Raw genomic sequence first — 23,531 nt, 5'->3', positions numbered from 1 at the left:
GCGCCCCCCTCTGTCCTGCCGGACATCTCCCCCTCAAGGGGGGAGATTGCGCCGTCATCACAGCTTTCGCCAACTGTTGGCGTAGCAAGGAAGGCGGCGGCTACGGTATTGCCGATCTCCCCCCTTGAGGGGGAGATGTCAAGTGGTGGAAAAGAGGGCAGGACAGAGGGGGGTATCGTAGAGCGCTGCCGTCAATCCAATTCTGCAAAGGCGGTCTCATGCGCATCCTCCTGACTAACGACGACGGCATCCATGCCGAGGGCCTTGCGTCGCTCGAACGCATCGCCCGCACGCTGTCGGACGACGTCTGGGTGGTGGCACCGGAACAGGATCAGTCCGGCTATGCGCATTCGCTGTCGATCTCGGAGCCGCTGCGGCTCAGGAAAATCGGCGAAAAGCACTTTGCGGTGCGCGGAACGCCGACCGACTGTGTCATCATGGGCGTGAAGAAGATCCTGCCCGAAGCGCCTGACCTGATCCTGTCCGGCGTCAATTCCGGCGCCAACATCGCCGACGACGTCACCTATTCGGGCACGGTCGCCGGCGCCATGGAAGGCGCGCTGCTCGGCGTGCGATCGATCGCCATCAGCCAGGCCTATTCCTATGTCGGCGAGGACCGCGTCGTTCCCTACGAGACCACCGAAGCGCTGGCGCCGGCCCTGCTCGAAAAGCTCGTCGCCATGCCGTTGCCGGACGGCGTGCTGCTCAACGTCAATTTTCCGAACTGTGCGCCGGAAGAGATCGCCGGAACTGTAGTCACTTCGCAGGGCAAGCTGGTCCACAGCCTGTGGGTCGACGAGCGGCGCGACGGGCGCGGCCTGCCCTACTACTGGCTGCGCTTCGGCCGCGAGCCAGTCGAGGGCAAGCAAGGCACCGACCTCCATGCCTTGCGCAATCGGCTGGTGTCGGTGACGCCGCTGCAGCTCGATCTCACCGCGCATGAAATCCGCGATCAACTGGCCAAGGCGCTCGCATGAACTTGAACCACGCTGCAACGGTCGACGAGCGCGAAGGTTTCGCTGCCTTCCTGCTTCGCCTGCGCGGCAGGGGGACGGTGCCGAAGGCGCTGATCGCCGCCTTCGAGGCGACGCCGCGGCGCGGCTTTCTGTCTCCGCATTTCCACTCGATAGCCTGGTCGGACCGTATGCTGCCGATCGAATGCGGCGAGGCCATCGAAGGCGCCGACCTGCAGGCGGCGGTGATCGCGGCACTTGCCATCGAGCCGGGCAACCGGGTGCTCGAGATCGGCACCGGGTCCGGCTACACGGCGGCGGTGATGTCGCGGCTTGCCGCGCGGATCGTCACCATCGACCGTTACAAGACGCTGGCCGAACAGGCCCGGCAGCGGCTCGAGGCGCTCGCCATCGGCAATGTCATCGTGCGCCAGGCGGACGGTTCCAACGGGCTGGCCAACGAAGCGCCGTTCGACCGCATCGTAGCCTGGGCGGCCTTCGACAGCCTGCCGCGCTTTCTCCTCGACCAATTGTCGAGCGGCGGCATCGTCATCGCGCCGATCGGACCCGACGAAGGCGAGCAGGTGCTGGCCAAGCTGACCAAGGTCGGCAGCCGCTTCGAACGCGAGGATATCGGCCTGGTGCGCCTGCAGCCGATTCTGCACGGTGTCGCCGCGGTGATCTGATTCCGGGTGCATCGCGCCGCTTGGGGATCAGCCGAAGCCTGTCGTTTCGTCATCCTAGGGCGCAGCGAGGAGCGAAGCGACGCAGCGCAGACCCTAGGATCCATGCCGCGCCCTTGAGGCGTTGCAAGGGTGCAGAATGCTGCTCCGCCGCATTATTCGGCCAAGGTCACGGAACGGATCCCAGGGTCTCCGCGACGGAGCTTCGCTCCTGCTCCGCCCTAGGACGACGAAGTTGAGAGCCTTCCTCGACTATTTTAAGAAAATTTGCGTCTGATTCTACAGGTTTAACCGACCGGTAACATTAACGCGCTTTAATCACACTCAGTTGTACCGGGTCTGTGCGGGTTAGTGCGATGCAATTCAGTGTTTTGAAGGCAAACGGACGCAATCTGGCGCGTGGCTGCGCCGTCCTCATGATCGCAGGCGCTGCGACGGGGTGTAGTTCCCAGGTGGCGCGGTTCAACAGCGTCGATGACGTGTTCACCGCCTCGACCAACAACCAGCGCGCCATCATCGACAAGCAGGATGCTGCCCAGCCCTATCCGGGCGATGTTGCGGCCGCGCCGATCGACGGCAGCCACACCCAGTCGGTCAGCCGCTCAAGCCTCGAACCGGTCACGGCGCAGCAATTGCCGCCGCCGGCTCCCGCCCTGGCACCCGCCGCCCGTCCGGTGCGTACCGCTGCCGCGCCGGCCCTGGCGCCTGCCGCCCCTCGTGTCGACAGGACGGCAACCGGCACCGTCGCACCGGCGGCAAGGCCGTTCAAGAACGCCGAGCCCGACGCGCCGCGCATGGCGACGGCCGCCGGCGCGCCACATGCAACCGAGATAGTCGTCAAGGATGGCGAGACCATTTCCGGCCTATCACGGCGCTACGGCGTGCCGGCCGATGCCATCATGAAAGTAAACGGGCTGAGCGCGACCAAGGGGCTGAAGACCGGCCAGAAGCTCGTCATCCCGGCCTATGCGTATTCGAGCAACGGCGCCACGCCGAAAGTCGCCGACGCCAAGCCTGCGAACGGCACCAGGCACGACCAGCCGGCCGACGCGCCGGAAAAGGTGGCCGTGCTGCCGCAGCAGCCGAAGCTCAGGGAAGGCAAGTCTGCCGCGCAGGTGGACGCCTCGGCTGCCGCAAGCCAGCCGAAGGATGGAAAGACCGCGCCCAAAGTGGCTTCGGCGACGGCCAAGCCAGCCGGTGCCGGCGGCACCTACACGGTTCAGCAAGGCGATACGCTGTCGGCCATCGCCAGAAAGACCGGCGTCGGCGTCGTCGCGTTGAAGCAGGCGAACGGCATGCAGGATGGACTGCTCAAGATCGGCCAGACCCTGAAAGTGCCGGCAGGCGGAACCGCTGTCATCGCCGGCGTGAAGCCGGCAAAGGTCGATCCGGTGACGACGGCCACCACCCAGCCGCCTGCCAAGGCCACGCCGACGCAGACGCTCGCCTCCTACACGCCGCCAAAGAAGGACGCGAAAGTCATCCAGCAGGCCGAGGACGACGATGCGGTGGCGCCGGACGCAACCGGCATCGGCAAGATGCGCTGGCCGGTGCGCGGCCGCGTGATCTCAAGCTTCGGCGGCGGCAAGGACGGCGTCGACATTGCCGTGCCCGAGGGGACGCCGGTCAAGGCAGCTGAAAACGGCGTCGTCATCTATGCCGGTGACGGCCTCAAGGAATTCGGCAACACGGTGCTGGTGCGTCACGAAAACGGTCTGGTCACCGTCTATGGCCACGCCAGCTCGATCGAGGTGCAGCGCGGCCAGAAGGTCAAGCGCGGCCAGGAAATCGCCCTGTCCGGCATGAGCGGCACCACCGACTCGCCGAAACTGCATTTCGAAGTGCGCAAGAACTCGGCGCCGGTCGATCCTTCGACCTATCTCGAATAGACGACGAAAAGCGATTTGCGGGCCACCTGACCTTCAGCCCGCCGAGGAAGTCCGCTCCGCAAGGTGCGGGCTTCTTCTGCTGTTAGTCCTTGAGCGGCTAATCCTTGAGCGATTTGCCGAGCCGGCCTGCCAGATCCTGGGTGAACTGCCAGGCGACGCGGCCCGAACGGCTGCCGCGCGTCGTCGCCCATTCCAGCGCCTCGGCGCGCAGCGTCTCGGGATCGATGGCGAGACCGTGATGGCGGACATAGCCGTCGATCATGTCGAGATATTCGTCCTGCGAACATTTGTGGAAGCCAAGCCACAGGCCGAAGCGGTCCGACAGCGAAACCTTCTCCTCGACCGCTTCCGACGGGTTGATCGCCGTCGAGCGCTCATTGTCGATCATGTCGCGCGGCAACAGATGCCGCCGGTTCGAGGTGGCGTAGAAGATGACGTTGGCCGGGCGGCCCTCGACGCCGCCTTCAAGAGCTGCCTTCAGCGATTTATAGGACGTGTCGTCATGGTCGAATGACAGGTCGTCGCAGAACAGGATGAAGCGGAAGGGCGCTGCCTTCAGCAGGCCCATCAGCTTCGGCAGCGTGTCGATGTCTTCGCGATGGATCTCGATAAGCTTGAGCGGCAGGTCGGGCTTGGCCGAAGCGTTGACCGCGGCGTGCACCGCCTTGACCAGCGACGATTTGCCCATGCCGCGCGCGCCCCACAACAGCACGTTGTTGGCGGCGTAGCCGGAGGCGAAGCGCTCGGTGTTGTCGACCAATATGTCGCGGACGCGGTCGACGCCGCGGATCAGGCCGATGTCGACGCGGTTGACCTTGCGCACCGGTTCCAGATAGCCGGGATCTGCCTGCCAGACGAAGCAGTCGGCATCGCCGAGGTTGGTTTGCGGCACCGGCGGCGAGGCGAGGCGGGCGACCGCCTCGATCAGGCGGTCGAGCTTCTGGCTCAGGATATCGATGGTACTGTCGGTCATCTCTTGTCTTTTTGCTTCGCGTTCAGGACGGTGCGGCAGCGCAACCTACCTGATTTCAGCGGTTTCGAAACTCGCCCCAAGCATTTGTTCGGCCATGATCTTTTGCGAAAACCGAGCGTCGCTTTTCGGGATCACCCTGTAACACGGCTCACCAGGCCGGAAAAGCAGCCGATTTGCCCGGCCGCGCAGTTGCATTGGCAACGTTACCGACTATATTCCGGCCAAATTTGGCGGGGCCGTCAAATTCCCAGAACGGTTTGGCGGCTGTTTTTAAAATTCAGGAGTACCTCGATGTTCGTGACACCGGCATACGCCCAAGGCATCGGCGGGGACTCGTCCGCAATGTTTATCCAGATCGTGCCGTTTGCTCTGATTTTCGTGATCATGTATTTTCTGATCATCCGGCCGCAGCGCACGCAGCTAAAGAAGCGCGGCGAGATGCTGGCGGCGGTTCGTCGCGGCGATACCGTTGTCACCGGCGGCGGCTTGGTCGGCAAGGTGACCAAGGTGATCGACGATAACGAGCTGGAGATCGACCTTGGCGGCGGCACCAAGGTGACGGCGCTGCGCTCGACGATCGCCGACGTGCGCGTCAAGGGCGAGCCGGTGGCGAACCAGAACGCCAAGAAATAAAGCTCAGGAGATAACCGGGTCTTCGGGCGGCACGATCCGCAACGGGCAACGCCATATGTGGTTTTCGCGCCTTACCAAGATTCTTATCTGGCTGGCTGTTGCCGGCATGGTGGTCTTGGGCGTGATGCTTGGCGCGCGCGCTATGAAGCCGGACGGTACGCTCGTCGACCTTCTTGCCTGGCTGCCGAAGCGGCAGGCGAGTTTCGACCGGCAAGGTGGCTGGCAGATTCTGCTTGAGGTGGATAAGGAGGATCTGATCAAGAACCGGCTGGAGACGGTGCGCAATGGCGTTCGCTCGCTGCTGCGCGATGCCAGGATCGGCTATACGGGCCTTGCTGGATGGGGTCGCGAGGTCAAGGTCCGCATTTCGGATCCGGCTCAGATCGATGCCGCCAAAACAGCCCTGAAAATATTCACCGATCCGGTTGCCGGGACGAACCCAGTCGAGGAGATCGCGCTTGATGAGCCGGAACCCGGATTGCTCAGCCTCACAATAACGGATGCTGGCGTCAGGCTTCGGACATTGATGGTGCTGGTGCCGTCGATGGAAGTCATCAAACTCCGGGTTAGCGAGAGTGGCGCTTTCGAACCGATCGTGCAGCAGCAAGGCGATGACCAAATACTGGTTCGGGTGCCCGGCTTGCGGACCCCAGTCCGGTTCAAGGACATTCTCGGACGGACTGGCAAGTTGACATTTCAAATGGTCGATACGTCGTGGCCTGTGCAGGATGCGCTCAACAACCGGGCGCCGCGAGGCTCTTCGGTGCTCTATTCGCAGGACGATCCGCCAATTCCCTATCTGGTCGAAGATCGTGTGATTGTTTCCGGTGACAACATCGTCGATGCCCGGGCGACCTACAATTCGGCCATGAATGAGCCGGTTGTATCGTTCAATTTCGATTCCAAGGGTACAACGCGTTTTGCTCAAGCGACCTCACAGAATGTCGGCAAGCAGTTTGCAATGATCCTCGACAGTCAGGTGCTTTCGGCGCCAGTTATCCGCGAGCCGATCCTTGGCGGCTCCGGCCAGATATCAGGCAACTTCACCAATGAGAGCGCCAAAGAACTTGCCCTGCTTTTGCGTTCTGGTCCGTTGCCGGCAAGACTGAAAATAGTTGAAGAACGCACTATAGCGCCTGGCGGCGGGCAGAATTAGAATAGGGCAGGAGATCAGCCAATTACGTCGGAACCGATCCCGGCGGCGGCGCCAAATTGACTGCACCGCGCTCGACAATTGACGATGTGCAGGTTAAGGGCGAGCCGGTGGCGAACCAGAATGCCAAGAAATAACCGAATTGAAGGCGGAACGCAGCCGCTTGTACGCCTGAACGGACGATAACCAATGCTCTATTTCTCGCGCTTCAAGATGATCCTGATCTGGCTGGCCGTGGCCACCACAGTGGTCCTCGCTGCGCCCAACCTTTTTTCCGCCAGCACGCTGGCCAAGTTGCCCGACTGGGTGCCGAAGCGGCAGATGACGCTCGGCCTCGACCTGCAGGGCGGCTCGCACATCCTGCTCAGGATGGATCCGAACGATCTGATCAAGGACCAGCTGGAGACGACGCGCGACGAAATTCGAACGCTGCTGCGCAATGCCAAGGTCGGCTATACCGGGCTTTCCGGATCGGGCCGCAGCGTTCAGGTCCGCATCACCGATGCCAATCAGGTCGATGCAGCCAAGAATGCGTTGAAGACATTAACCGATCCGGTGCAAGCTGGCCTGTTCAGCGGCGGCTCCATCCGGGAGATGACACTGGATGAATCCCAGCCCGGCCTGCTCAAGTTCACCGTCACCGATGCCGGCATCAAATACCGCACCTCGGCGGCGCTGACGCAGTCGATCGAGGTCGTCGGTCGCCGCGTCAACGAGCTCGGCACCACCGAGCCGATCGTGCAAAGGCAGGGCGACGATCGCGTTCTGGTCCAGGTGCCGGGCCTGCAGGATCCGCAGCGGCTGAAGGAGATCCTCGGCCAGACCGCCAAGCTGACCTTCCAGATGGTCGACCAGTCGATGCCGGTGCAGGATGCGCTCAAGGGCCGCCCGCCGGCGGGGTCCTCGGTGCTCTATTCGCAGGACGATCCGCCCGTTCCCTATCTGATCGAGAACCGCGTCATCGTCTCGGGTGAAGACCTCGACAAAGCGAGTGCGACCTATAACTCCCAGACCAACGAGCCGGTGGTTTCGTTCACCTTCAATTCCAGGGGAGCGACGCGGTTCGGCCAGGCGACATCGCAGAATGTCGGCAAGCTGTTCGCCATCATCCTCGACAATCAGGTGATTTCGGCGCCGCAGATCCGCGAACCGATCCTTGGCGGCAGCGGCCAAATCTCGGGCAATTTTACTGCCGAGAGCGCCAACGACCTCGCCGTGCTGCTGCGTGCCGGCGCTTTGCCGGCGACGCTGACTGTGATCGAGGAGCGCACCGTGGGGCCTGGTCTCGGCCAGGATTCCATCCATGCCGGCAAGGTCGCGGGTATCATCGGGTCAATCCTGGTGGTGGCGTTCATGTTCGTCGCCTACGGTTTCCTCGGCTTCCTCGCCAACATCGCGCTGGCGGTGCATGTTGCGATGATCGTCGGGCTGCTGTCGCTGCTTGGAGCGACGCTGACCCTACCTGGTATCGCCGGTATCGTGCTGACCATCGGCATGGCGGTCGATTCGAACGTCCTCATCTATGAACGCATCCGCGAGGAGCGACGTGCCGGCCGCTCGGTCATTCAGGCGATCGATACCGGTTTCAGCAAGGCGCTGGCGACCATCGTCGATTCCAACGTGACCTCGCTGATCGCAACCGTGGTGCTGTTCTGGCTCGGAACCGGGCCGGTGAAGGGCTTTGCCGTCACCTATGCCATCGGCATCCTGACCACGGTCTTCACCGCCTTCACCTTCACCCGCCTGCTGGTGTCGATCTGGCTTCGCCGCGCCCGTCCGAAGGAGTTGCCGCGGGCGCCAGTGACGTTCATTCCACCCGGCACGAAAATTCCGTTCATGGGCATCCGCCGCTGGACGTTCACACTGTCCAGCGTGCTTTCGGTGCTGTCGGTCATCGGCTTCATGACCATCGACATCAATTACGGCATCGATTTCAAGGGCGGCTCACTGATCGAGGTGCAGGCCAAGACCGGCAATGCTGATCTCGCCGACATCCGCGGCAGGCTAACGGAACTCAACATCGGCGAGGTGCAGGTTCAGCAGTTCGGCGAACCGAACGACGTGCTGATCCGCGTCGGCACGCAGGAGGGCGGCGAGAACGCCGAACAGACCGTCATCGACAAGGTGCGCGGCGAGCTGCAGGACCAGTATGATTTCCGCCGCGTCGAAGTGGTCGGGCCGACGGTCTCGGGCGAGCTTGCCAAACAAGGCACCATTGCCATGCTGGTCGCGCTGCTCGGCATCCTAATCTATGTCTGGTTCCGCTTCGAATGGCAGTTCGCGGTCGGCGCCATCGTTGCGACCGTTCACGACGTGGTCATGACGATCGGCTTCTTCGTCATCACCGGCCTCGAATTCAACCAATCATCGCTGGCGGCGATCCTCACCATCATCGGTTATTCGCTCAACGATACGATCGTCGTCTATGACCGTGTTCGCGAGGATCTGCGAAAATACAAGCGAATGCCGCTGCCGCAATTGCTGAACAACGCCATCAACGAGACGCTGTCGAGGACGACGCTGACGTCGGTGACGACGATCCTGGCGCTGCTGGCCCTGGTGCTGTTCGGCGGCGAGGTGATCCGCTCGTTCACCATGGCCATGCTGTTCGGCGTCGTGTTCGGCACCTATTCGTCGATCTTTATCGCCGCGCCACTGCTTATCCTGTTCAAGCTGCGGCCGCAGGCCACAGCGTCGGACGAGGAAAAGCCGGTGGGCGGCGGCAAAGCCATAGCCACCTGACGGCTTGCCTCAAAAGTGGCCAAGGGCATCGTCATCCGCGAGGCGCATTTCCCCGGCCGCGCACCGATCGAGGCTTACGGCAATGGCGGTTTCCGCTTTGCCGACATGTCGCATCGCGGCTCGCTGCTGTGCCTGCCTTCGGGCATCTATGGCTGGGAGCCGGCCGATCCGCTGGCGCTGACGGCAGCGGATTTCGCCAAGCTGTTCAACGAGGCAGACAAGGTCGAGATCCTGCTGGTCGGCAGCGGCAAGGATTTGAGGCCGTTGCCCGCCGCGCTGCGTACGGCACTGAAAGAAGCGGGCATCTCCGCCGATCCGATGTCGACCGGGGCGGCTGTGCGGACCTACAATGTGCTGCTGGCTGAAGACCGCGCCGTGGCCGCAGCACTCATCGCCGTCGACTGACGTGGCCGAAAACACCAAACTCGTCATGGAGACGGTGCGCGCCGCCGATCATGACCGCTACCTGACCGCGCTCTACGCGCCCGAAGACAAGCGGGACGCGCTGTTTTCGCTCTATGCCTTCAACGCCGAAATTGCCGGCATTCGCGATCGCATCCGCGAGGCGCTGCCGGGCGAGGTGCGGCTGCAATGGTGGCGCGATGTCATCGCCGCCGAAGAGGATGGGGCTGAGGTCGGCCATCCCGTGGCGGACGCGCTGAAGGCGACTATTTCCGCCCACCATCTGCCCAAGGCCGCTTTCGAGAACATGCTCGAAGCGCGAATCTTCGATCTCTATGACGACCCGATGCCGTCGCGCACTGACCTCGAAGGCTATTGCGGCGAGACTGCCGCCGCGCTCATCCAGCTTGCGGCGATCGTGCTCGATCCGGTCCAAGCACCACGCTTTGCCGAACTTGCCGGCAGGGCAGGTTGTGCGCAGGCGATGACCGGTCTCCTGCTTCTGCTGCCGCTGCATCGCAAGCGGGGACAGTGCTTTGTCCCGGCCGATATTTTGGCGGCGGCGGGATCGTCGCCGCAAGAGTTCGTTACAGGTGACGGCGGGCCGGGCGCGGAACGCGCCGTTGCCGCGATGATCGCGCTGGCACGCGAGCATCTTTCCGCTTTCGAGCAGGGGGCGTCCGCTCTGCCGGTTTCGCTACGCCCGGCCTTTCTGCCGCTGGCTCTGACGGGCGCGTATCTCGGCAAGATGGAGGGCTCCCGCCACTCACCGCTTGATAGCGCGGTGCGGCTCTCTGTCCTGCGCCGGCATTGGCTTTTGTTCCGGCGAGCGACGCGAGGCTGGCCGGCCGCATGAAGGCTGATGACCAATGAGGAAGTCCGGGGAGGCCGCCAAGCCTGGACTGCAGGCGGCGAGCATCGCCCCGGCCGAGTAGTTTTTCATCACGATGGATTACTCGATCCGCCGTCGCGCATCAGCGTCTCATAATCGCGACCGCCGCAGAAGATGCTGACGATGCGAACAAGATCGTGGCTGCCAACATAGGCGATAATAGCCGAGTGCTCGAACGGCACCGTTCGCAACCCTGGTGCAAATGTCATCGCGCGGCCGGCCTCCACGCGGTGCATTGCCGATGCTCGGCAGCGATCTTCGATTCGAAGCACGAATTTCAGCGTTATGTCCGGATTTCCGCCGGGCTCGATGATATGCTTGAAAATGTCAGCCAGATCGTTTCTGGCGGTTTCACGGTAGTCGACCTCAAGCCGCTGAATCATCAGCGCGGCCTGAATACTGAGCAAACAGTCCTCGGAGATGATCGCGCACTTCTTCTCCGGTATAGCCAGGCTTGGTATCCTCGATCGACCCCTTTATACGCGCCCTGATCGAGGCCATGCGCTCGGCATGTTCTTCCTCCTCGCGCTGGAAGGCGCGAAGCGCTGCGCGGATGACTTCGCTGGCCGAACCGAAGGAGCCGTCTTCAACCTTTTCGCGGATCATACGCGCCATGGCGGGCGTTACGGTGATTGACAGTTTCTCAGCGGATTCCATGGAATTTGGCCTCGCGATACAAAGTAGGATGTTATCCTACTTCTGCGCCGCGCAATCCGCAAGCAGGGAGCTACTCCGCCGCTTCCGCCCGAAAAGGCAGCCCCAGCCATTCGCGGCAGTCGGCGAGCGCGCGCGACGTCACGGCGTGCCGCTTGGCGACCGTCTTGTCCTTGCCGCGCAGCCGCTTGCCTTCGATCTTCGGCGCGTCCACCGGCGGGAACAGGCCGAAATTGACGTTCATCGGCTGGAAGGAGCGCTTTCCCGGCTCGTCGTCGGAGACAATATGGCCACCAGTGATGTGGTTGAGCAAGGCGCCGAAGGCGGTGGTCAAGGGCGGCAGCGACGGCGCATGGCCAAGCCTTTCGGCAGCGGCAAAGCGCCCGGCGAGCAGGCCGATGGCGGCGCTCTCGACATAGCCTTCGCAGCCGGTGATCTGGCCGGCAAAACGCAGGCCGGGCCGCGACTTCAATTGCAGCGAAGCGTCGAGCAGCGTCGGCGAATTGATGTAGGTGTTGCGGTGCAGGCCACCGAGGCGGGCGAATTCGGCGTTTTCCAGCCCGGGGATGGTGCGGAATATGCGCACCTGCTCGGCGTGCTTCAGCTTGGTCTGGAAGCCGACCATGTTGTAGAGCGTGCCCAGCGCATTGTCCTGGCGAAGCTGAACGACGGCATACGCCTTTACGGACGGATTGTGCGCATTGGTCAGTCCCATCGGCTTCATCGGCCCGTAGCGCAATGTCTCGATGCCACGCTCGGCCATCACCTCGATCGGCAGGCAGCCGTCGAAATAGGGCGTGCCTTCCCACTGCTTGAATTCGGTTTTCTGGCCGTCGACCAGCGCCTGCACGAAGGCAAGGTACTGCTCCTTATCCATCGGGCAGTTGATGTAATCCTTGCCGGTGCCGCCGGGGCCGACCTTGTCGTAGCGCGACTGGAACCAGCAGATGTCCATGTCGATCGTGTCGAAATGGACGATCGGCGCGATGGCGTCGAAGAAGGCGAGCGCGTCGGCGCCGGTTGCTTCCGCGATCGACTGAGCGAGCGAAGGCGCTGTCAACGGTCCGGTGGCAACGATTGCCTGGTCCCAGTCCGCCGGCGGCAGGCCCGGCATTTCCTCGCGCCGAATGGTGATGAGCGGGTGGGCTTCGAGCTTTCTGGTTACCGCTTCGGAAAATCCGTCGCGGTCGACGGCGAGCGCACCGCCGGCCGGCACCTGATGCGCGTCGCCGGCGCTCATGATCAGCGAACCGGCCAGCCGCATTTCGGCGTGCAGCAGGCCGACGGCATTGGTTTGCGCATCGTCGGAGCGGAAGGAATTGGAACAGACGAGCTCGGCCAGACCGTCGGTCTTGTGCGCGTCGGTACCGCGGACGGGACGCATTTCATGCAGGACAACGGAAACGCCGGCTTCGGCCGCCTGCCAGGCGGCTTCGGAGCCGGCAAGTCCGCCGCCGATAACGTGAATGGGGTTCTTGTCCATGAGCGCCGAAATAGTCGCTTGGCGCAAGGATTGCAATTGCCAGGGATCGCACCGCAAGTGGGCTGCCTAGGAAAGACCGCCCAAAACAACAACACCCGCCGAGGGAGGAGATCCGGCGGGTGTCGTTTTGTTGGCCGATCCTCGGGAGGAGGTGAAGATCGACCGTATTCGCCATCGCCGGGGAGGAGGTCGGCTTTGACGAAATTCTTTTCGCCATTTGAAAGGGCGCGAAACCCTTTTTAGAAACAACCTGGAAACAGCGCCCGCCGGGGGAGGAGGTCCGGCGGGCGCCGTTTTTGTGGTCAACCCTCGGGAGGAGGTGAAGGCTAACCGTATCCGTCAGGGTCGGGGAGGAGGTCGACCCTGGCGAAATTCTTGTGGTTAGATCGCCCTGCGAGCGACCATCTTGATCTCGTCGCGGACGATGCCGAGATCGTTGAGCTGGCGATTCGACAGGCGACCCAGCTCGGTAACCGTCTCGCGGTAGACGCGCCAGTTACGATAGTTGCGGATCAGGTTCATTGTCGTTCTCTTTTCAAAACTGGTTCGGACCATTTGCGGCCCGAAGGATTAGACCGCCTTGCGGGCGACGTAGTGAATGTCGCTGCGGCTGATGCCGAGGTCGGTCAGTTCACGGGTGCTCAGGCGGTTCAGCTCGGACACGGTGTCCCTATAGCGGCGCCAGTTGCGATAGTTGCGGATCAGGTTCATGGTAGTCTCGTTTCGTCTTTCTTTCGGATCATTCCGTCTTTGAGTGCACCGTGAAAATAGGTGGGGTCATATCGATTTAAAAGCGCTATTGGTGCATGGCAGCAATGCAAATTGTGCAATGCAGCATTAACGCGCGTCCGGTTTTCCGCCCAGATCGGAAAATGCCGTTAGGTCAAACGCTTGGCCGGACGAGCTAAAAGGACCAAGCAAAGGGGGAGGGGCATGGCGAGCTATTCGTCACGGGTCAGGTCGGATATCGCGCGATGGCAGCAGGCTGGCCTGATCGACGCGCCGACAGCCGATGCGCTGACGCGCGACGTCGAGGCAAACGAACGCAAATCGCTGAGTTTCGGCTCGATCCTGGCGATGATGGCGGCGCTGCTGTTCGGCGCGGCTATCCTGATCTTTATCGCCGCCAACTGGGAAGTCATCCCGCGGCTGGTGCGGGTCGCGGCACTTTTTGCCGTTATCCTTGCCGGCTATGTCGGCGGCGCGGTGCTGAAGATGCGCGACCATGCGGCGATCGGCGAGGCGCTGTGGATCGTCGCGGCGGCGGCATTCGGCGGTTCGATCGCGCTGATCGGCCAGATGTATCATTTGTCGGGCGACGAGGCCTCGGCCTTGATCACCTGGGGCGCCGGCACGGCGCTGGCGGCGGTGGCGCTGCGCTCAAACCCGCTGACCGTCGCTGCCGTCGGCATCGCCGATGCCTGGCTGTTCCTGAGAGGGTTCGACTACTTCCGGCGCACGGAATTTCCGCATCTCTTCGTGGTCATGGCGCTAATTCTGTTCGCCGTTTCGTTCTGGACGCGCAGCCAGGCGGCGCGCCACCTGATCATCCTGTCGGTGCTTTTCTACCTCGTGCTGTTGGCCATGGAATACGACACGCTGCAAGTCGCCATCCCGCTCGTTGCCGCGTCGGTGCTGCTTTTTACCGCTGCGATCTTTGCTGCCGGGCCGGTCGAGAGGGTTTTGCAACTCGGCGGCAGGTTGCCCTTGCACGCGCTGATCGGCTTTCTCACCGGCCTGGCGATGATCCAATTCGAACTGGCGGATGAAAGCAGCTACAATAGCGGCTTCGCCATTGCCTCGGCTGTTGCGCTGGCCGGCATCGTCGCGGCGATCGTGCTGGGCGGCCGCGAGAGCCGGGGACTGCGCTGGGTTGCCTATGCGGGCTTCGCCTTCGAACTCGCCATCATCTATGTGGTGATGCTGCAATCAATGCTCGACACGGCAGGCTTCTTCCTTGCGGCGGCGGTGCTTCTCGCCGTTCTTGCTTTCATTATCATCCGCATAGAAAAGCGCATGAACGCCTCGAACATGACAGGAGCGGCGGCATGATGACCGGCAAAAGACTGATCATCTCGGCGCTGGTCCTGGCGCTCGTCCAGATCGGCTTTCTGAGCTGGATCATCGCCGGACGCGCGGCGATCCTGCGCGATGGCAAGCAGGTCCTGCTCAGGGTCGAGCCGATCGATCCGCGCGATCTCTTGCGCGGTGACTACATTCTGCTCGGCTACGATATTTCGCGCATACCGGTGAAACTGATCGGCAACATTCCGGCCGGCAAGCTTTCCAGCGAGGAAACGTCGATCGTAGTCAGGCTGAAGCAGGGCGCCGACGGCTATTGGGGGCCGACCGCGGCTTGGTTCGGGCAAGCGCCGGCGCCGGCAGCATCCGATGAAGCCGATATCGTCGGACATGTCTCCGAGGGCTGGAATATCAGCCAGGGAGCAACGACGATCGCGCCGGATTACGGCATCGAGCGCTTCTATCTGCCGGAAGGCGAGGGGATGGCGATCCAGAACGACATGCGGGTGCGGCCGTTCGGCATCCGCGTGGCGATCGCGGCCAACGGCACCGCGCAGATCAAGGCGCTGGTGGATGGCGACAAGACACTGTTCGAGGAGCCGCTTTATTAGATCGCGGCAGGAAAGGGAACGGCGATGAACTTAGCAACTCGCTTCGCAGGGAACACGCTCTGCTTTCGAATGTTCCTATTTTTGTTCCAAGTCCAGGAAGAGCTAGGAGAGGTAGGAAAATAATCCCCATAGATCTATCATTCTGAGTATGGACAAAAGCGTGGAAGACAATGGGAAGCGTCTACCTTCTGAGTTCATGCGCGGAAGGCGAGCGTACCTCTTTTCCGACTCTACCGAGATCGAAGAGGGGGCAGTGTCGCGGGAGGTTCTCGCCTATCATCTTGAAACGCTTACGAAACAGAAGGATGAAGTTCCCTTCGAGCAGTTCGCTCGCCGTCTCGCACAGAAATTTATCGCGCCAAATATGCGTCCGCAAACGGGTCCGTCCGGCGGTGGCGATGGCAAGACAGATGCCGAAAGCTATCCGGTGAGCGCTGTCGTGGCAGCCAGGTGGTACATCGCCGACCCTGCAAACGCCGATGGACGCATGGCCTTTGCATTCAGCGCTAAGGAGAAGTGGCGGCCGAAGGTCAAAGACGACGTCAAGGAAATCGCCGGAACGAGACGCGACTATAGGCGGATCTATTTCATCACCAATCAATACGTCCCGGCCAAAGACAGCGCAGCAGTTCAGGACGCGCTTGAGAAAGAACACGGTATCCCGACTATCATTCTAGACCGCAACTGGCTTTTGGACCGCGTTTTCGAGGACAAGAGCATGGACATCGCGATCGATACGTTGGGATTGGGCGATGGTAGCCGGCGCGTCATACGTGTCTTAGGGCCGAAGGACTACGAACGTCTCCAAAAGCTCAATGCAATCGAGGATCGCCTTGCGGACGCCACCAACTACGCAGGGGCGTCGCACCAGCTTATTGAAGATGCCCATCGAGCAGCAATCCTGTCGCGAGGGCTCGAGAATCCGCGGCATGAAACTGACGGCAGGTTTCAGCGCGCCATACGGTTGGCCAGGCAACACAATCTGCCCCATCTCGAATTGGGCGCGATCTATGACCAGGCGTGGACGACCAACTTCTGGTTTGACGATTTCGCGGAGTTCTCGCGGCTCTACGACGAGGTTGAGCGACTTGCGATCGATAGCGACACGGTGGACGACGTCGAGCGCCTCTGCAACCTACTCGGCCCCTTAACGACTGCCGTCGCGGTGGGGCACCTGCAGCCAGAGTTGGCAAAGCTGGATTCGCGGACTGATAGACTTCGGCAAGCCCTGACCCGCTTGAAGGAGGAGACGTCTCGTCCCAACAACTCGCATCACGCGCACGCGATGCTCCTGATGTTGCAGGTCACCGAAATGGCGCATGAGGGAAATTCGGATGATCTCACGCCGATCTGGAATGAGTTCCGCGACCTCATTATTGCCGCAGAAGGCCTCGGGTTCTTTCCCTTCGAATCAGTTGCCGACATCCTTACTGAGTTAGGTGGATTTGTCCCGGAGAGCCCAGCATTTGACGAGCTATATGAAGTTCTCACGGATGCCCTAGCCAAGCGTCGCTCAGAAGGTGAGGCGGCCAAGCGAAACTCACAACGCGGCTTCCAAAAACTCGACAAGAATTTGCCGTACGAAGCTATTCGCTGGTTTGGCCGTGCCGTTAGCCTCCTTGTCAAGGATGAGTATCGCGATGAACTAGTCGAAGCCCTGGTGGGATCGAGCTTCGCCTATGAAAGGGCCGGATTGCTTTGGGCCGCATATCTCTATGCTTCGTCAGCAGTCGCTCATGAGCTAGCACGCTTCAAGAAATCTGGATCGCTTGATGAGGTCAATCCGGCCAACCTCACCCGCTGGATGGTTCTCGAATTGACCTTGGGCAGATTGCCCTTCGCGCTGTCCGCCTTCGAACTCACCATGATGGTGAGACACCGACGCGCAACTACCGACAAGCAACGAGAGAATCTTGAGCAGCGTAGACTCGATTTTACGATGTGGTTCGGCGCATTTTTGTTGCGCAGTCGATTTTCTGATCTGGCTCAAGTCAAGAATTTTCCGGACAGCCTCGATCGCGTGGGATTGGATGAGGCGAGGATGGCCTTACTTTACCTGATGGGGCGCCAGGACGTTCTCCGCGAAGAGGGTTCAATCCCGGCCGAAGAGACCGACGAGGACGTAGAGGCGTATTTTCAGGAGTTTTACTTCTTCGGACGCAAAATGGAGCTCCCTAGTCACCCGGACTATATGCTTGCCGACCGCACCCAGCTCACATCACATGTCGTTGGATGTGACGTCTTAGTAGACTGCCCGAACAATCTCACGTCGCTTGCGATTGCGGGTTCCCTCCTCGGTGCGCTTGAGGCGCTTCTCGCCACTAGTCTCAAACATCCGATCTTTCCGATATTGGACCGGCTGGACCTCCGAATTGAGCCGGATACAGCGGCAGGCATCGCTCCCACGCTGGAGTTTGTAGAGGAGAACGGCCAAACGGTCGGGGTCATCCGCCACAGGGCGCAATTGATCTTCAGGGACAGAAAGGAAGCGGCCAGCTTTCCCCAATGGCTTCATGAAGCGGTGATCAAGGTATTCATGACATTTGCCGTGCCGCATGATTTTCAGAGCTGGGCCGATACAGTTCTCAAGGACGAGAGTGGTTTCGACCGTGCCATCACCTTTGCTAACCTCCCCAGTACCTACTCGATCATCTACGGCAACAAGGAGCGTCTCAGCATCGTTGATTGGATAGAAGAGGCCGACGCTGATTATGAGTTAGGTCGTTCTACTCCGTGGATACCCAGCAATGAAGCAGAGTCCGAAGAGGTAAAGGAAACTGAGCCTAGGTTTTCAGGCGTCAGGGCCCCCGAAGGCATGTTCAATCCTGAGGAAGGCAAGCACACAAATGTCCGGGTTATCAGCCCAATCGATGTGCGTAAGTGGGATGGGGCCGATTGGAGCGGTGCATTCTTTATGACCAGCCCCGGCAATCCCCATTTTCCTCCGGTCTTGGGACTCATATTTGGTAACGGAGAGGCGGGCGAAGCCATTTTCAGAGGCTTGAGGGGACGGTTTGGGTTCGACGATCCTGACGACGCGTTGCGTGTTGCCATCATTCAAGGCGTGCGGATTTCAAACTCGCACGCATACGCCGTTAAAGTCGGTCCCAATCGCAACAAAATCAAATTCAAGAAAGGCGATATCGTCGGGCTCATGTCTCGACACAACCTCATGACGCCCACCAGTTCGGAAAATCTTGAGCGTTTCCTTGCGGCCTATAAGGAGCATGGCCGCTATCTGCTGGCGCCAGCACACCTCAGCGAGCCGGGCAAGCCGCCGGACCCTGTTCTTGATCTAGGTATCGGCAAGTACAACCTTCACGTGAAGGATGCCTGGACAATCGGCCCCGGTGACGACGATGCGTCTGTTCTCGATCTGGACGATCCACCATTTGTCCCGGTCGATGAAGCCGATCCTCCTGCAATCAGGGCGATGGAGCTGTTGGCTTCGTTTCGTGGCAAGCGTTAGTCCCAAACTTGGGAGAGAAACTGCTCGACTTTGTCAGCCCCGAGATAGCCATCGTTCCGGTAGCCCGTGACCACCAGACGTTAGGTGTCGATGCTGCTCACCGTCAAAGCTCCTAGGCTTGCCACCGGAGAAAATACTTGGCCATGCGCACGGATACGATTCTCGACGTCGCCAAACCTGTTCAGGTAAGGCTTTATTGTCGGAGAGAGTTCGTAGATCGCCATATTGGTGCGGATGAAGGGACTCGAACCCCCACGCCTTTCGGCACTGGAACCTAAATCCACTGTCGGGGTGGTCGATGGTGCGGGTAGAGGGACTCGAACCCCCATGTTTCTCAACGCTTGGACCTAAACCAAGTGCGTCTACCAGTTCCGCCATACCCGCTGGTTGTGACCTGTGCCACGTCCATGCCACAAGCCATGTCACAAGTTCAAGGCCTAAGATTTGTGAGGTTTCTTAGGCCCCACTTTAGCGGCGAGTGCGAGATTTCCTCCGAAAAATCTTACCTGTGAATCGCGGGCATGAAGGTACCTTTCTTAATTTTCTTGGTTTGTTCTCGGCCCGGTGGGCATATGTAGTTGGCCATCTGAAATCCGCGAAAGGATTCGCACCGATGACCCTGCTCCAAATTGCCTACGCAATGCTCGCTGTCTCGTATATTGTCGCGGCCGTGGCGCTATGGGCCGGGCATTGACCAATGGAAGATTTGACGACGGCGCAGATAATCGGCTTCGCTCTGACCATACTGGGCTTTGTGTTAGCCGCTGTAGGGTATCCCTATCTAAAGCGTCGCTTCTTTGATCCGACAATGCTCCTGCGGGCGGAAAACTACTCGGTTTGAAAGGGAAATTTGATGACGATAGCGGAACGGAAGGCTCGGGAGCAAATGGACCGCGAAAATCCTTGGCGCCCGATGAACACGGCAAAGCCGGATGGCTTGATTTGCGAATTGCTGTTCAACGACTTGGCCGGCGAGTTTGCGACCGATGGCAGTCAATATTTCCTGGACAGTGACCGCGTTTGGTTTCGGATCGATCCGCCCAAATCGATGGGATTGAATGCCCAGCCCATAAACTGGCGCCCAGCCTATGCGAGGCTCACCCCTGAGCGGCGGGCCATCCTCAAGCAAAGGTCGACTGCATGAACCAGCTCGTTCAAAATCGGAGCGGACTTCATGCTCTCTTTCCTCCCTGTTTGACCAGCTTAAGCTTCGTCTTCGGCGTCGTCATGCGGTCAAGCGCATCGGCCCCGATCTCAAGGTTCTTCGGGCTCAGCTTGACGTACCGCTGGGTGACCAGAAGGCTGGAGTGATCCATCCATTCCTTGATGCGGTTCGCGTCGATCCCGGCGATGGCCAAGCGGCTGGCGCAGGAGTGACGGAAGACGTGGAGTGGCTGGGTCACGTCGAGGTATCGCCCGCCGAGGTGTTCGTAGACCTTGGTGAGCTGGGCCACAGCCCACTTGTATTTGAAGTCGCCGAAAGGCCGGTCGACGTTCGTGCTGTGGATGCGGCGGCGCTCCAGGGCCAGGGTGGCGCGCTTGGTGAGCGGGATGACGCCGAACGATCCGTTCTTCCTGTTCTCCAGCCGCAGTCGGCCACCGTGGATGGTCTTCCAGTCGACCGTCAGGGCCTCCTCAATGCGCGCCCCGGTGTCGACGAGGAAGATGACGAGGTCATAGAGCTGGTCGAGACCACGGTGCTTTAGGTGGGTGAGGATCGGGTCCTCCTCGCCAAACTCGAAGTAGTTGACCGAGCCGGCGCTCTCCCTGAACTTCTCGCAATACGGGACGCCGGGGATGATCTCGCGCTGCACGGCGACACGCATCATGGTGCGGCCGGCCGAGACCTTCCGGTTGATCGTGGCGTTCTCATTGCCGAGCGAGCGGCAGTGGTCGACGTAGCTGTAGAAATCGGCCGACTTGATCGAGGTGATCAGGCGGGCGCGGCCTAGGAAGTCGGTGAACAGCTTGCCGTTGCGCACGAGGAAGCTCGAAGCCTTGGCGTTCTTGGCCGACCACCGGGTCTTGGTGACCTCGTCGAAGAGATCGCCCAGCGTCTCGATCCGCCCGCCGCCCTGCACCGTGGAGTTGGTGGCCTCAGGCAGCGGGCGACCCATTTTGTCCGCATGGCGAGCGTCAGCCTCCCACGCCTTGGCCTTGGCCTCGGTCTCGAAGAAGGGCCGGTGACGGACACCGGACAGCTTGACGTCGACTTGGAAGCCCTTGCCGCGTGGATTGACTGACATGCTCAGCTCCCTAGGATTTGGATGAGGGTGTTGTAGACGCGGACGCCTCGTGGGGTCAGCTTGACCCGCTTGAAGCGCCTATCCATGGCGTCTTCGTACAGCTCGATGAGGCCGTAGCCGTCGACAAGAGCTGGCACCTGCTTGCCCGTTTGGGGGTCCTTCTGGAGAACCTTACGGGTCGGGCTAAGTGCGTCGAGGTTGCGAGTGATGGTGCCACCATCGCCAAGGTCGGCGCGCTGGCTGTATTCCCTGATGGTGAGGTCAGGCTGGGCCGCAACGTGGAGAAACAGCGCAATCTGGTTGGCCTGCATCTCCTTATTGAGCTTCCGGAACTCTTCGATAAACGCGATGAACTTCCGAGCTGTCTTGTTCTCCACAGGCGTAGATATTGTCTTGGTCATGGTCTTGTCCTCTCCCTGCCATAGTCATGGCTTATGTAGGCTTATCCCAGTACCGCATCTTCTGCAACAGCGGAGATATAAGCCCCCGTAATCTCCGCTGTTACGTCCTAACTAGGCTATCAAACTACGCTGCGATCCGTTCCGCCAGGAGGCTCACAGGGTAGGCGTTCAGCTCGGTGATGCCGCTGTCGATCAGGGCCTCAGGAGCGGCAACCTTGACGACCTTAATGCCGCGTCGGGCTGCCTGATGGGTAAGCCAGAAACCATCGCGCTGGGTGTCCGCGACGGGCTCAGACATCATGTCGAAGGCGCTTGGCAGCATCTTGGAGAAATAGCCGAGGACCGTATCATACTCGTTAGGAACGTTCGGGCTGTCCCATGGCGAAGCGGGTATCTCAGCCTGAACGGGGGGTGCGGCGGGCTTGAAGGAACCTCCGCTCATAACCGTAAGAGCCTCCGCGATCTGCGAGAGGTGATGGATGATCTGTACTGCATGCACTGCGGTCATCATGCTATTCTGCTTTCCTGAGGGTGCGAGCGACCCAGAGCGGGGGCTCATGCCGGCTCATTACCGATCGTTAACATTTGTGTCTACGAGTGAACTGTCCACTTTGGACAGGTTAGAAGATGCTTGAATAACGAGCTGCTCAAGCTTCCCATAGAAGCCTTTGACAAGCGGCAGATCACTTCCGATTAGGAGTGGAATCGCTCGCCGGCCGTTTGTGACCACCTTTACCCTGCCAAGCTCCTCAAGGGCATGAATGTGGCGGATCACGGTGGTACGCGGCAGGCTGGTTGCCACAGCGAGAGCAGTCACATCCATAGGTCGCCGTTGGTAGTTCCCAAGTCGGATTGCCATCAGGACGATGTGCATGTCCCGGCTGGTGCCTAGCTTATCAAGTTCGGCGACAAGGCCGAGAACCAACTCGATAACGGCCACCCGCCTCAATTTTTCCTTGGCTGTTATGTTCGGCATTGGCGTGATCCCTGCACTGGTCCTTTAGAAGGACGTAATGCACGGATGTAGGAGGCGCGAGGTTACCTTCGTAGGGTCTCGCGCCGGTCCTAACTATGCCACTTGAAGGTGGTATCGAGCGTACTTCTGCCCGGTGTGGTCCAGCTTCAGCTCGGTGATGATCTTGTGCCCGAGGCGCTTCAGTTCGAGGACGCGGGCCGGCAACTGGCGACACCGCAGCACCCCCTGGGCTTCAAGCGACGTGATGGCACCCTTGCGGCGCAGGAGAGCGAGGACCGACTTTGTCATGGGTGCGGTCGGTTCCTTGGCGTCGATCACCTCGAACTCGTCGGGGTAGAGATTGGCGGTGGTGCCCGTGGAGCTGACGGCTTCAACCAGCCCATGAAGGTCTGGCTCGGTGATGGTCACGGTGCTTCCCGTGGAGAAGCCATCGGTGTGGTTGGCCCACGCCGGCTCGATGATGCGGATGTGCTGGCCTTTGAAGAATTCATTATTGAGCTTGAACATTGTGCTGTTGCCTTTGAGAGTTGCTGCATATTTGGACCCGGAGAGACCATCCGAACCGGGCCGACGACTAAACGCAAGAAAGGGGCCACTTCAGTTGAAGCGGGAGCCGACGACTTCCCAATATTGGCCGCAGCGGGTGCGCCGCTTGGTCAGCTTGGTGCCGTAGGTGGCCGGCCGGAACTCGTCGAGGTAGCCACGGAGGAAGGTGATCGCCTTGCCCTCGTTGAAGAACTGTTCGCTGATGTGGGTCACTCGGGGTCTCCGTTCATGATCGCTTCGAGGGCCGCGATGGCTGCCTCAGGGGTTGGGCCAAACGCATAGATGCCTTCGATCTGCGCGTAGTATTTGATGGCTGGCGTCGGCTCCCAATCAGGGCCGGTCTCGCCGACAATCATTCTCTCGTCTGGTGCCTGGGTCATGCCGCCACCTTCCATGCGGTGATGCGCTCGACCTTCATCTTGCGGACTTCAATCTTGCCGCCGCGACCGGCCAGGACACGGGCGACGATGATGGCTGCTGCCTTCTTGGCGTGGAACCCGAGGGTGACTTGGCCACCACCCGGATACTCCGTGAAGAGGTGCCATTTGTTGCCCCGCTCGGAGCGCTCGGCCATCTTCTGGATGACGTAGGTGGGACGTGGGATGCCTGTCATGGTGATCTCACTTGATGATGAAGTAGAGGGGGATCAGGATGGCGAAGGCCGCGATCCCGGCGATGATTAGGTCGATCATGGTGTGACCTCGCGATAGGTGACGGTTGGACGCCTGCCCTTGATCCAAGGCGGCGTGATCTTCAGGAAGGTGCGGCCGGCGTAGTCGACCGTGGTCACTCGATCTTCTTCA

Annotated in this window: 26 protein-coding genes and 1 tRNA gene; 12 read left to right on the top strand and 15 right to left on the bottom strand. The window is 60.7% G+C overall.

Annotation, left to right across the window (positions count from 1 at the left end; genetic code table 11):
- Positions 1-218 precede the first annotated feature (218 nt).
- From surE to NKI59_RS12110, 3 genes are all read left to right on the top strand, one after another.
- The gene (gene surE / locus NKI59_RS12120) at positions 219-977 is read left to right on the top strand and encodes a 5'/3'-nucleotidase SurE (protein WP_352467008.1); all 759 of its coding nucleotides are present in this window, start codon (positions 219-221) and stop codon (positions 975-977) included.
- The gene (locus NKI59_RS12115; protein ID WP_352500868.1) at positions 974-1,639 is read left to right on the top strand and encodes a protein-L-isoaspartate(D-aspartate) O-methyltransferase; all 666 of its coding nucleotides are present in this window, start codon (positions 974-976) and stop codon (positions 1,637-1,639) included. The genes surE and NKI59_RS12115 overlap by 4 nt, the downstream gene beginning before the upstream one ends.
- 353 nt (positions 1,640-1,992) lie before the next feature.
- Complete coding sequence (locus NKI59_RS12110) at positions 1,993-3,525, top strand: peptidoglycan DD-metalloendopeptidase family protein (protein ID WP_352704448.1); 1,533 nt, start codon at positions 1,993-1,995, stop codon at positions 3,523-3,525.
- A gap of 97 nt (positions 3,526-3,622) precedes the next feature.
- Here NKI59_RS12110 and NKI59_RS12105 read toward each other — a convergent pair whose 3' ends face one another.
- On the bottom strand, positions 3,623-4,498 hold the full coding sequence (locus NKI59_RS12105; RefSeq protein ID WP_352704446.1) for an ATP-binding protein: 876 nt from the start codon (positions 4,496-4,498) through the stop codon (positions 3,623-3,625).
- 291 nt (positions 4,499-4,789) lie between these two features.
- Between NKI59_RS12105 and yajC the strand changes: the two genes are divergently transcribed.
- The 5 genes from yajC to NKI59_RS12075 all read left to right on the top strand — a co-directional run bounded on the left by yajC (position 4,790) and on the right by NKI59_RS12075 (position 10,284).
- Complete coding sequence (yajC, locus tag NKI59_RS12100; RefSeq protein ID WP_352451381.1) at positions 4,790-5,131, top strand: preprotein translocase subunit YajC; 342 nt, start codon at positions 4,790-4,792, stop codon at positions 5,129-5,131.
- Positions 5,132-5,186: 55 nt separating this feature from the next.
- A complete protein-coding gene (locus tag NKI59_RS12095; RefSeq protein ID WP_352704444.1) occupies positions 5,187-6,287 on the top strand; it encodes a SecDF P1 head subdomain-containing protein in 1,101 nt (366 codons plus the stop codon).
- A 186-nt stretch (positions 6,288-6,473) separates the two neighbouring features.
- A complete protein-coding gene (gene secDF, locus NKI59_RS12085) occupies positions 6,474-9,026 on the top strand; it encodes a protein translocase subunit SecDF (protein WP_352704442.1) in 2,553 nt (850 codons plus the stop codon).
- Between the two features lie 15 nt (positions 9,027-9,041).
- Entirely contained in the window at positions 9,042-9,431 is a 390-nt protein-coding gene (locus NKI59_RS12080; RefSeq protein WP_352704440.1) for an Mth938-like domain-containing protein, read from the top strand.
- 25 nt (positions 9,432-9,456) lie between these two features.
- Positions 9,457-10,284 (top strand): phytoene/squalene synthase family protein, encoded by an 828-nt coding sequence (locus NKI59_RS12075; protein WP_502901052.1) that lies wholly within the window; start codon positions 9,457-9,459, stop codon positions 10,282-10,284.
- 86 nt (positions 10,285-10,370) lie between these two features.
- Here NKI59_RS12075 and NKI59_RS12070 read toward each other — a convergent pair whose 3' ends face one another.
- The 5 genes from NKI59_RS12070 to NKI59_RS12050 all read right to left on the bottom strand — a co-directional run bounded on the left by NKI59_RS12070 (position 10,371) and on the right by NKI59_RS12050 (position 13,168).
- Entirely contained in the window at positions 10,371-10,703 is a 333-nt protein-coding gene (locus NKI59_RS12070; RefSeq protein WP_352704438.1) for a type II toxin-antitoxin system RelE/ParE family toxin, read from the bottom strand.
- A complete protein-coding gene (locus NKI59_RS12065) occupies positions 10,687-10,977 on the bottom strand; it encodes a type II toxin-antitoxin system ParD family antitoxin (RefSeq protein ID WP_352704436.1) in 291 nt (96 codons plus the stop codon). Before NKI59_RS12065 ends, NKI59_RS12070 begins: the two co-directional genes overlap by 17 nt.
- Before the next feature lie 70 nt (positions 10,978-11,047).
- The gene (gene trmFO, locus NKI59_RS12060) at positions 11,048-12,457 is read right to left on the bottom strand and encodes a methylenetetrahydrofolate--tRNA-(uracil(54)-C(5))-methyltransferase (FADH(2)-oxidizing) TrmFO (protein ID WP_352704434.1); all 1,410 of its coding nucleotides are present in this window, start codon (positions 12,455-12,457) and stop codon (positions 11,048-11,050) included.
- Between the two features lie 381 nt (positions 12,458-12,838).
- Positions 12,839-12,979, bottom strand: coding sequence for a DUF1127 domain-containing protein (locus NKI59_RS12055; RefSeq protein WP_023678914.1), 141 nt, complete (start codon positions 12,977-12,979; stop codon positions 12,839-12,841).
- A 48-nt stretch (positions 12,980-13,027) separates the two neighbouring features.
- A complete protein-coding gene (locus tag NKI59_RS12050) occupies positions 13,028-13,168 on the bottom strand; it encodes a DUF1127 domain-containing protein (RefSeq protein WP_023678913.1) in 141 nt (46 codons plus the stop codon).
- A gap of 222 nt (positions 13,169-13,390) precedes the next feature.
- Between NKI59_RS12050 and NKI59_RS12045 the strand changes: the two genes are divergently transcribed.
- From NKI59_RS12045 to NKI59_RS12035, 3 genes are all read left to right on the top strand, one after another.
- The gene (locus NKI59_RS12045; protein WP_352568847.1) at positions 13,391-14,509 is read left to right on the top strand and encodes a DUF2157 domain-containing protein; all 1,119 of its coding nucleotides are present in this window, start codon (positions 13,391-13,393) and stop codon (positions 14,507-14,509) included.
- Complete coding sequence (locus tag NKI59_RS12040) at positions 14,506-15,090, top strand: GDYXXLXY domain-containing protein (RefSeq protein ID WP_352587907.1); 585 nt, start codon at positions 14,506-14,508, stop codon at positions 15,088-15,090. The genes NKI59_RS12045 and NKI59_RS12040 overlap by 4 nt, the downstream gene beginning before the upstream one ends.
- 160 nt (positions 15,091-15,250) lie before the next feature.
- Positions 15,251-18,559, top strand: coding sequence for a hypothetical protein (locus NKI59_RS12035; protein WP_352704432.1), 3,309 nt, complete (start codon positions 15,251-15,253; stop codon positions 18,557-18,559).
- A 299-nt stretch (positions 18,560-18,858) separates the two neighbouring features.
- Here NKI59_RS12035 and NKI59_RS12030 read toward each other — a convergent pair.
- Positions 18,859-18,943 (bottom strand) — tRNA-Leu (locus tag NKI59_RS12030).
- Between the two features lie 469 nt (positions 18,944-19,412).
- On the opposite strand from NKI59_RS12030, the gene NKI59_RS12025 reads away from it, so the two are divergent.
- Positions 19,413-19,703, top strand: coding sequence for a hypothetical protein (locus NKI59_RS12025; RefSeq protein WP_352704430.1), 291 nt, complete (start codon positions 19,413-19,415; stop codon positions 19,701-19,703).
- A 28-nt stretch (positions 19,704-19,731) separates the two neighbouring features.
- Here NKI59_RS12025 and NKI59_RS12020 read toward each other — a convergent pair whose 3' ends face one another.
- The 8 genes from NKI59_RS12020 to NKI59_RS11985 form a co-directional block, all read right to left on the bottom strand.
- Positions 19,732-20,805: a tyrosine-type recombinase/integrase gene (locus tag NKI59_RS12020; RefSeq protein ID WP_352704428.1), complete on the bottom strand. Its 1,074-nt coding sequence runs from the start codon at positions 20,803-20,805 to the stop codon at positions 19,732-19,734.
- 2 nt (positions 20,806-20,807) lie between these two features.
- Positions 20,808-21,206, bottom strand: coding sequence for a winged helix DNA-binding protein (locus NKI59_RS12015; protein ID WP_352704426.1), 399 nt, complete (start codon positions 21,204-21,206; stop codon positions 20,808-20,810).
- A 124-nt stretch (positions 21,207-21,330) separates the two neighbouring features.
- The gene (locus NKI59_RS12010) at positions 21,331-21,717 is read right to left on the bottom strand and encodes a hypothetical protein (RefSeq protein ID WP_352704424.1); all 387 of its coding nucleotides are present in this window, start codon (positions 21,715-21,717) and stop codon (positions 21,331-21,333) included.
- A gap of 57 nt (positions 21,718-21,774) precedes the next feature.
- Complete coding sequence (locus NKI59_RS12005; protein WP_352704422.1) at positions 21,775-22,182, bottom strand: helix-turn-helix domain-containing protein; 408 nt, start codon at positions 22,180-22,182, stop codon at positions 21,775-21,777.
- Positions 22,183-22,275: 93 nt separating this feature from the next.
- A complete protein-coding gene (locus NKI59_RS12000; protein WP_352704420.1) occupies positions 22,276-22,689 on the bottom strand; it encodes a helix-turn-helix domain-containing protein in 414 nt (137 codons plus the stop codon).
- 90 nt (positions 22,690-22,779) lie between these two features.
- Positions 22,780-22,941: a hypothetical protein gene (locus tag NKI59_RS11995; RefSeq protein WP_352704418.1), complete on the bottom strand. Its 162-nt coding sequence runs from the start codon at positions 22,939-22,941 to the stop codon at positions 22,780-22,782.
- Positions 22,938-23,108 (bottom strand): hypothetical protein, encoded by a 171-nt coding sequence (locus NKI59_RS11990; RefSeq protein ID WP_352704416.1) that lies wholly within the window; start codon positions 23,106-23,108, stop codon positions 22,938-22,940. The genes NKI59_RS11995 and NKI59_RS11990 overlap by 4 nt, the downstream gene beginning before the upstream one ends.
- Positions 23,105-23,341 (bottom strand): hypothetical protein, encoded by a 237-nt coding sequence (locus tag NKI59_RS11985; RefSeq protein ID WP_352704414.1) that lies wholly within the window; start codon positions 23,339-23,341, stop codon positions 23,105-23,107. Before NKI59_RS11985 ends, NKI59_RS11990 begins: the two co-directional genes overlap by 4 nt.
- Positions 23,342-23,531: the final 190 nt, after the last annotated feature.

Origin of the sequence: Mesorhizobium sp. M0598, assembly GCF_040320865.1 — a bacterium.
Classification (GTDB): Bacteria; Pseudomonadota; Alphaproteobacteria; order Rhizobiales; family Rhizobiaceae; genus Mesorhizobium.
This window is presented reverse-complemented; position numbering and strand designations above follow the sequence as displayed.

What these genes read in the sequence shown, in the direction of transcription:
- NKI59_RS12010 (WP_352704424.1), bottom strand. Translation starts at nt 21,717, where the DNA reads ATGATGACCGCAGTGCATGCAGTACAGATCATCCATCACCTCTCGCAG.
- NKI59_RS12015 (WP_352704426.1), bottom strand. Translation starts at nt 21,206, where the DNA reads ATGACCAAGACAATATCTACGCCTGTGGAGAACAAGACAGCTCGGAAG.
- yajC (WP_352451381.1), top strand. Translation starts at nt 4,790, where the DNA reads ATGTTCGTGACACCGGCATACGCCCAAGGCATCGGCGGGGACTCGTCC.
- trmFO (WP_352704434.1), bottom strand. Translation starts at nt 12,457, where the DNA reads ATGGACAAGAACCCCATTCACGTTATCGGCGGCGGACTTGCCGGCTCC.
- NKI59_RS11985 (WP_352704414.1), bottom strand. Translation starts at nt 23,341, where the DNA reads ATGACAGGCATCCCACGTCCCACCTACGTCATCCAGAAGATGGCCGAG.
- NKI59_RS11990 (WP_352704416.1), bottom strand. Translation starts at nt 23,108, where the DNA reads ATGACCCAGGCACCAGACGAGAGAATGATTGTCGGCGAGACCGGCCCT.
- NKI59_RS12105 (WP_352704446.1), bottom strand. Translation starts at nt 4,498, where the DNA reads ATGACCGACAGTACCATCGATATCCTGAGCCAGAAGCTCGACCGCCTG.
- NKI59_RS12115 (WP_352500868.1), top strand. Translation starts at nt 974, where the DNA reads ATGAACTTGAACCACGCTGCAACGGTCGACGAGCGCGAAGGTTTCGCT.
- NKI59_RS12095 (WP_352704444.1), top strand. Translation starts at nt 5,187, where the DNA reads ATGTGGTTTTCGCGCCTTACCAAGATTCTTATCTGGCTGGCTGTTGCC.
- secDF (WP_352704442.1), top strand. Translation starts at nt 6,474, where the DNA reads ATGCTCTATTTCTCGCGCTTCAAGATGATCCTGATCTGGCTGGCCGTG.
- NKI59_RS12110 (WP_352704448.1), top strand. Translation starts at nt 1,993, where the DNA reads ATGCAATTCAGTGTTTTGAAGGCAAACGGACGCAATCTGGCGCGTGGC.
- NKI59_RS12020 (WP_352704428.1), bottom strand. Translation starts at nt 20,805, where the DNA reads ATGTCAGTCAATCCACGCGGCAAGGGCTTCCAAGTCGACGTCAAGCTG.
- NKI59_RS12065 (WP_352704436.1), bottom strand. Translation starts at nt 10,977, where the DNA reads ATGGAATCCGCTGAGAAACTGTCAATCACCGTAACGCCCGCCATGGCG.
- NKI59_RS12075 (WP_502901052.1), top strand. Translation starts at nt 9,457, where the DNA reads ATGGAGACGGTGCGCGCCGCCGATCATGACCGCTACCTGACCGCGCTC.
- NKI59_RS12050 (WP_023678913.1), bottom strand. Translation starts at nt 13,168, where the DNA reads ATGAACCTGATCCGCAACTATCGCAACTGGCGCCGCTATAGGGACACC.
- NKI59_RS12055 (WP_023678914.1), bottom strand. Translation starts at nt 12,979, where the DNA reads ATGAACCTGATCCGCAACTATCGTAACTGGCGCGTCTACCGCGAGACG.
- surE (WP_352467008.1), top strand. Translation starts at nt 219, where the DNA reads ATGCGCATCCTCCTGACTAACGACGACGGCATCCATGCCGAGGGCCTT.
- NKI59_RS12070 (WP_352704438.1), bottom strand. Translation starts at nt 10,703, where the DNA reads ATGATTCAGCGGCTTGAGGTCGACTACCGTGAAACCGCCAGAAACGAT.
- NKI59_RS12040 (WP_352587907.1), top strand. Translation starts at nt 14,506, where the DNA reads ATGATGACCGGCAAAAGACTGATCATCTCGGCGCTGGTCCTGGCGCTC.
- NKI59_RS12045 (WP_352568847.1), top strand. Translation starts at nt 13,391, where the DNA reads ATGGCGAGCTATTCGTCACGGGTCAGGTCGGATATCGCGCGATGGCAG.
- NKI59_RS12005 (WP_352704422.1), bottom strand. Translation starts at nt 22,182, where the DNA reads ATGCCGAACATAACAGCCAAGGAAAAATTGAGGCGGGTGGCCGTTATC.
- NKI59_RS12025 (WP_352704430.1), top strand. Translation starts at nt 19,413, where the DNA reads ATGACGATAGCGGAACGGAAGGCTCGGGAGCAAATGGACCGCGAAAAT.
- NKI59_RS12000 (WP_352704420.1), bottom strand. Translation starts at nt 22,689, where the DNA reads ATGTTCAAGCTCAATAATGAATTCTTCAAAGGCCAGCACATCCGCATC.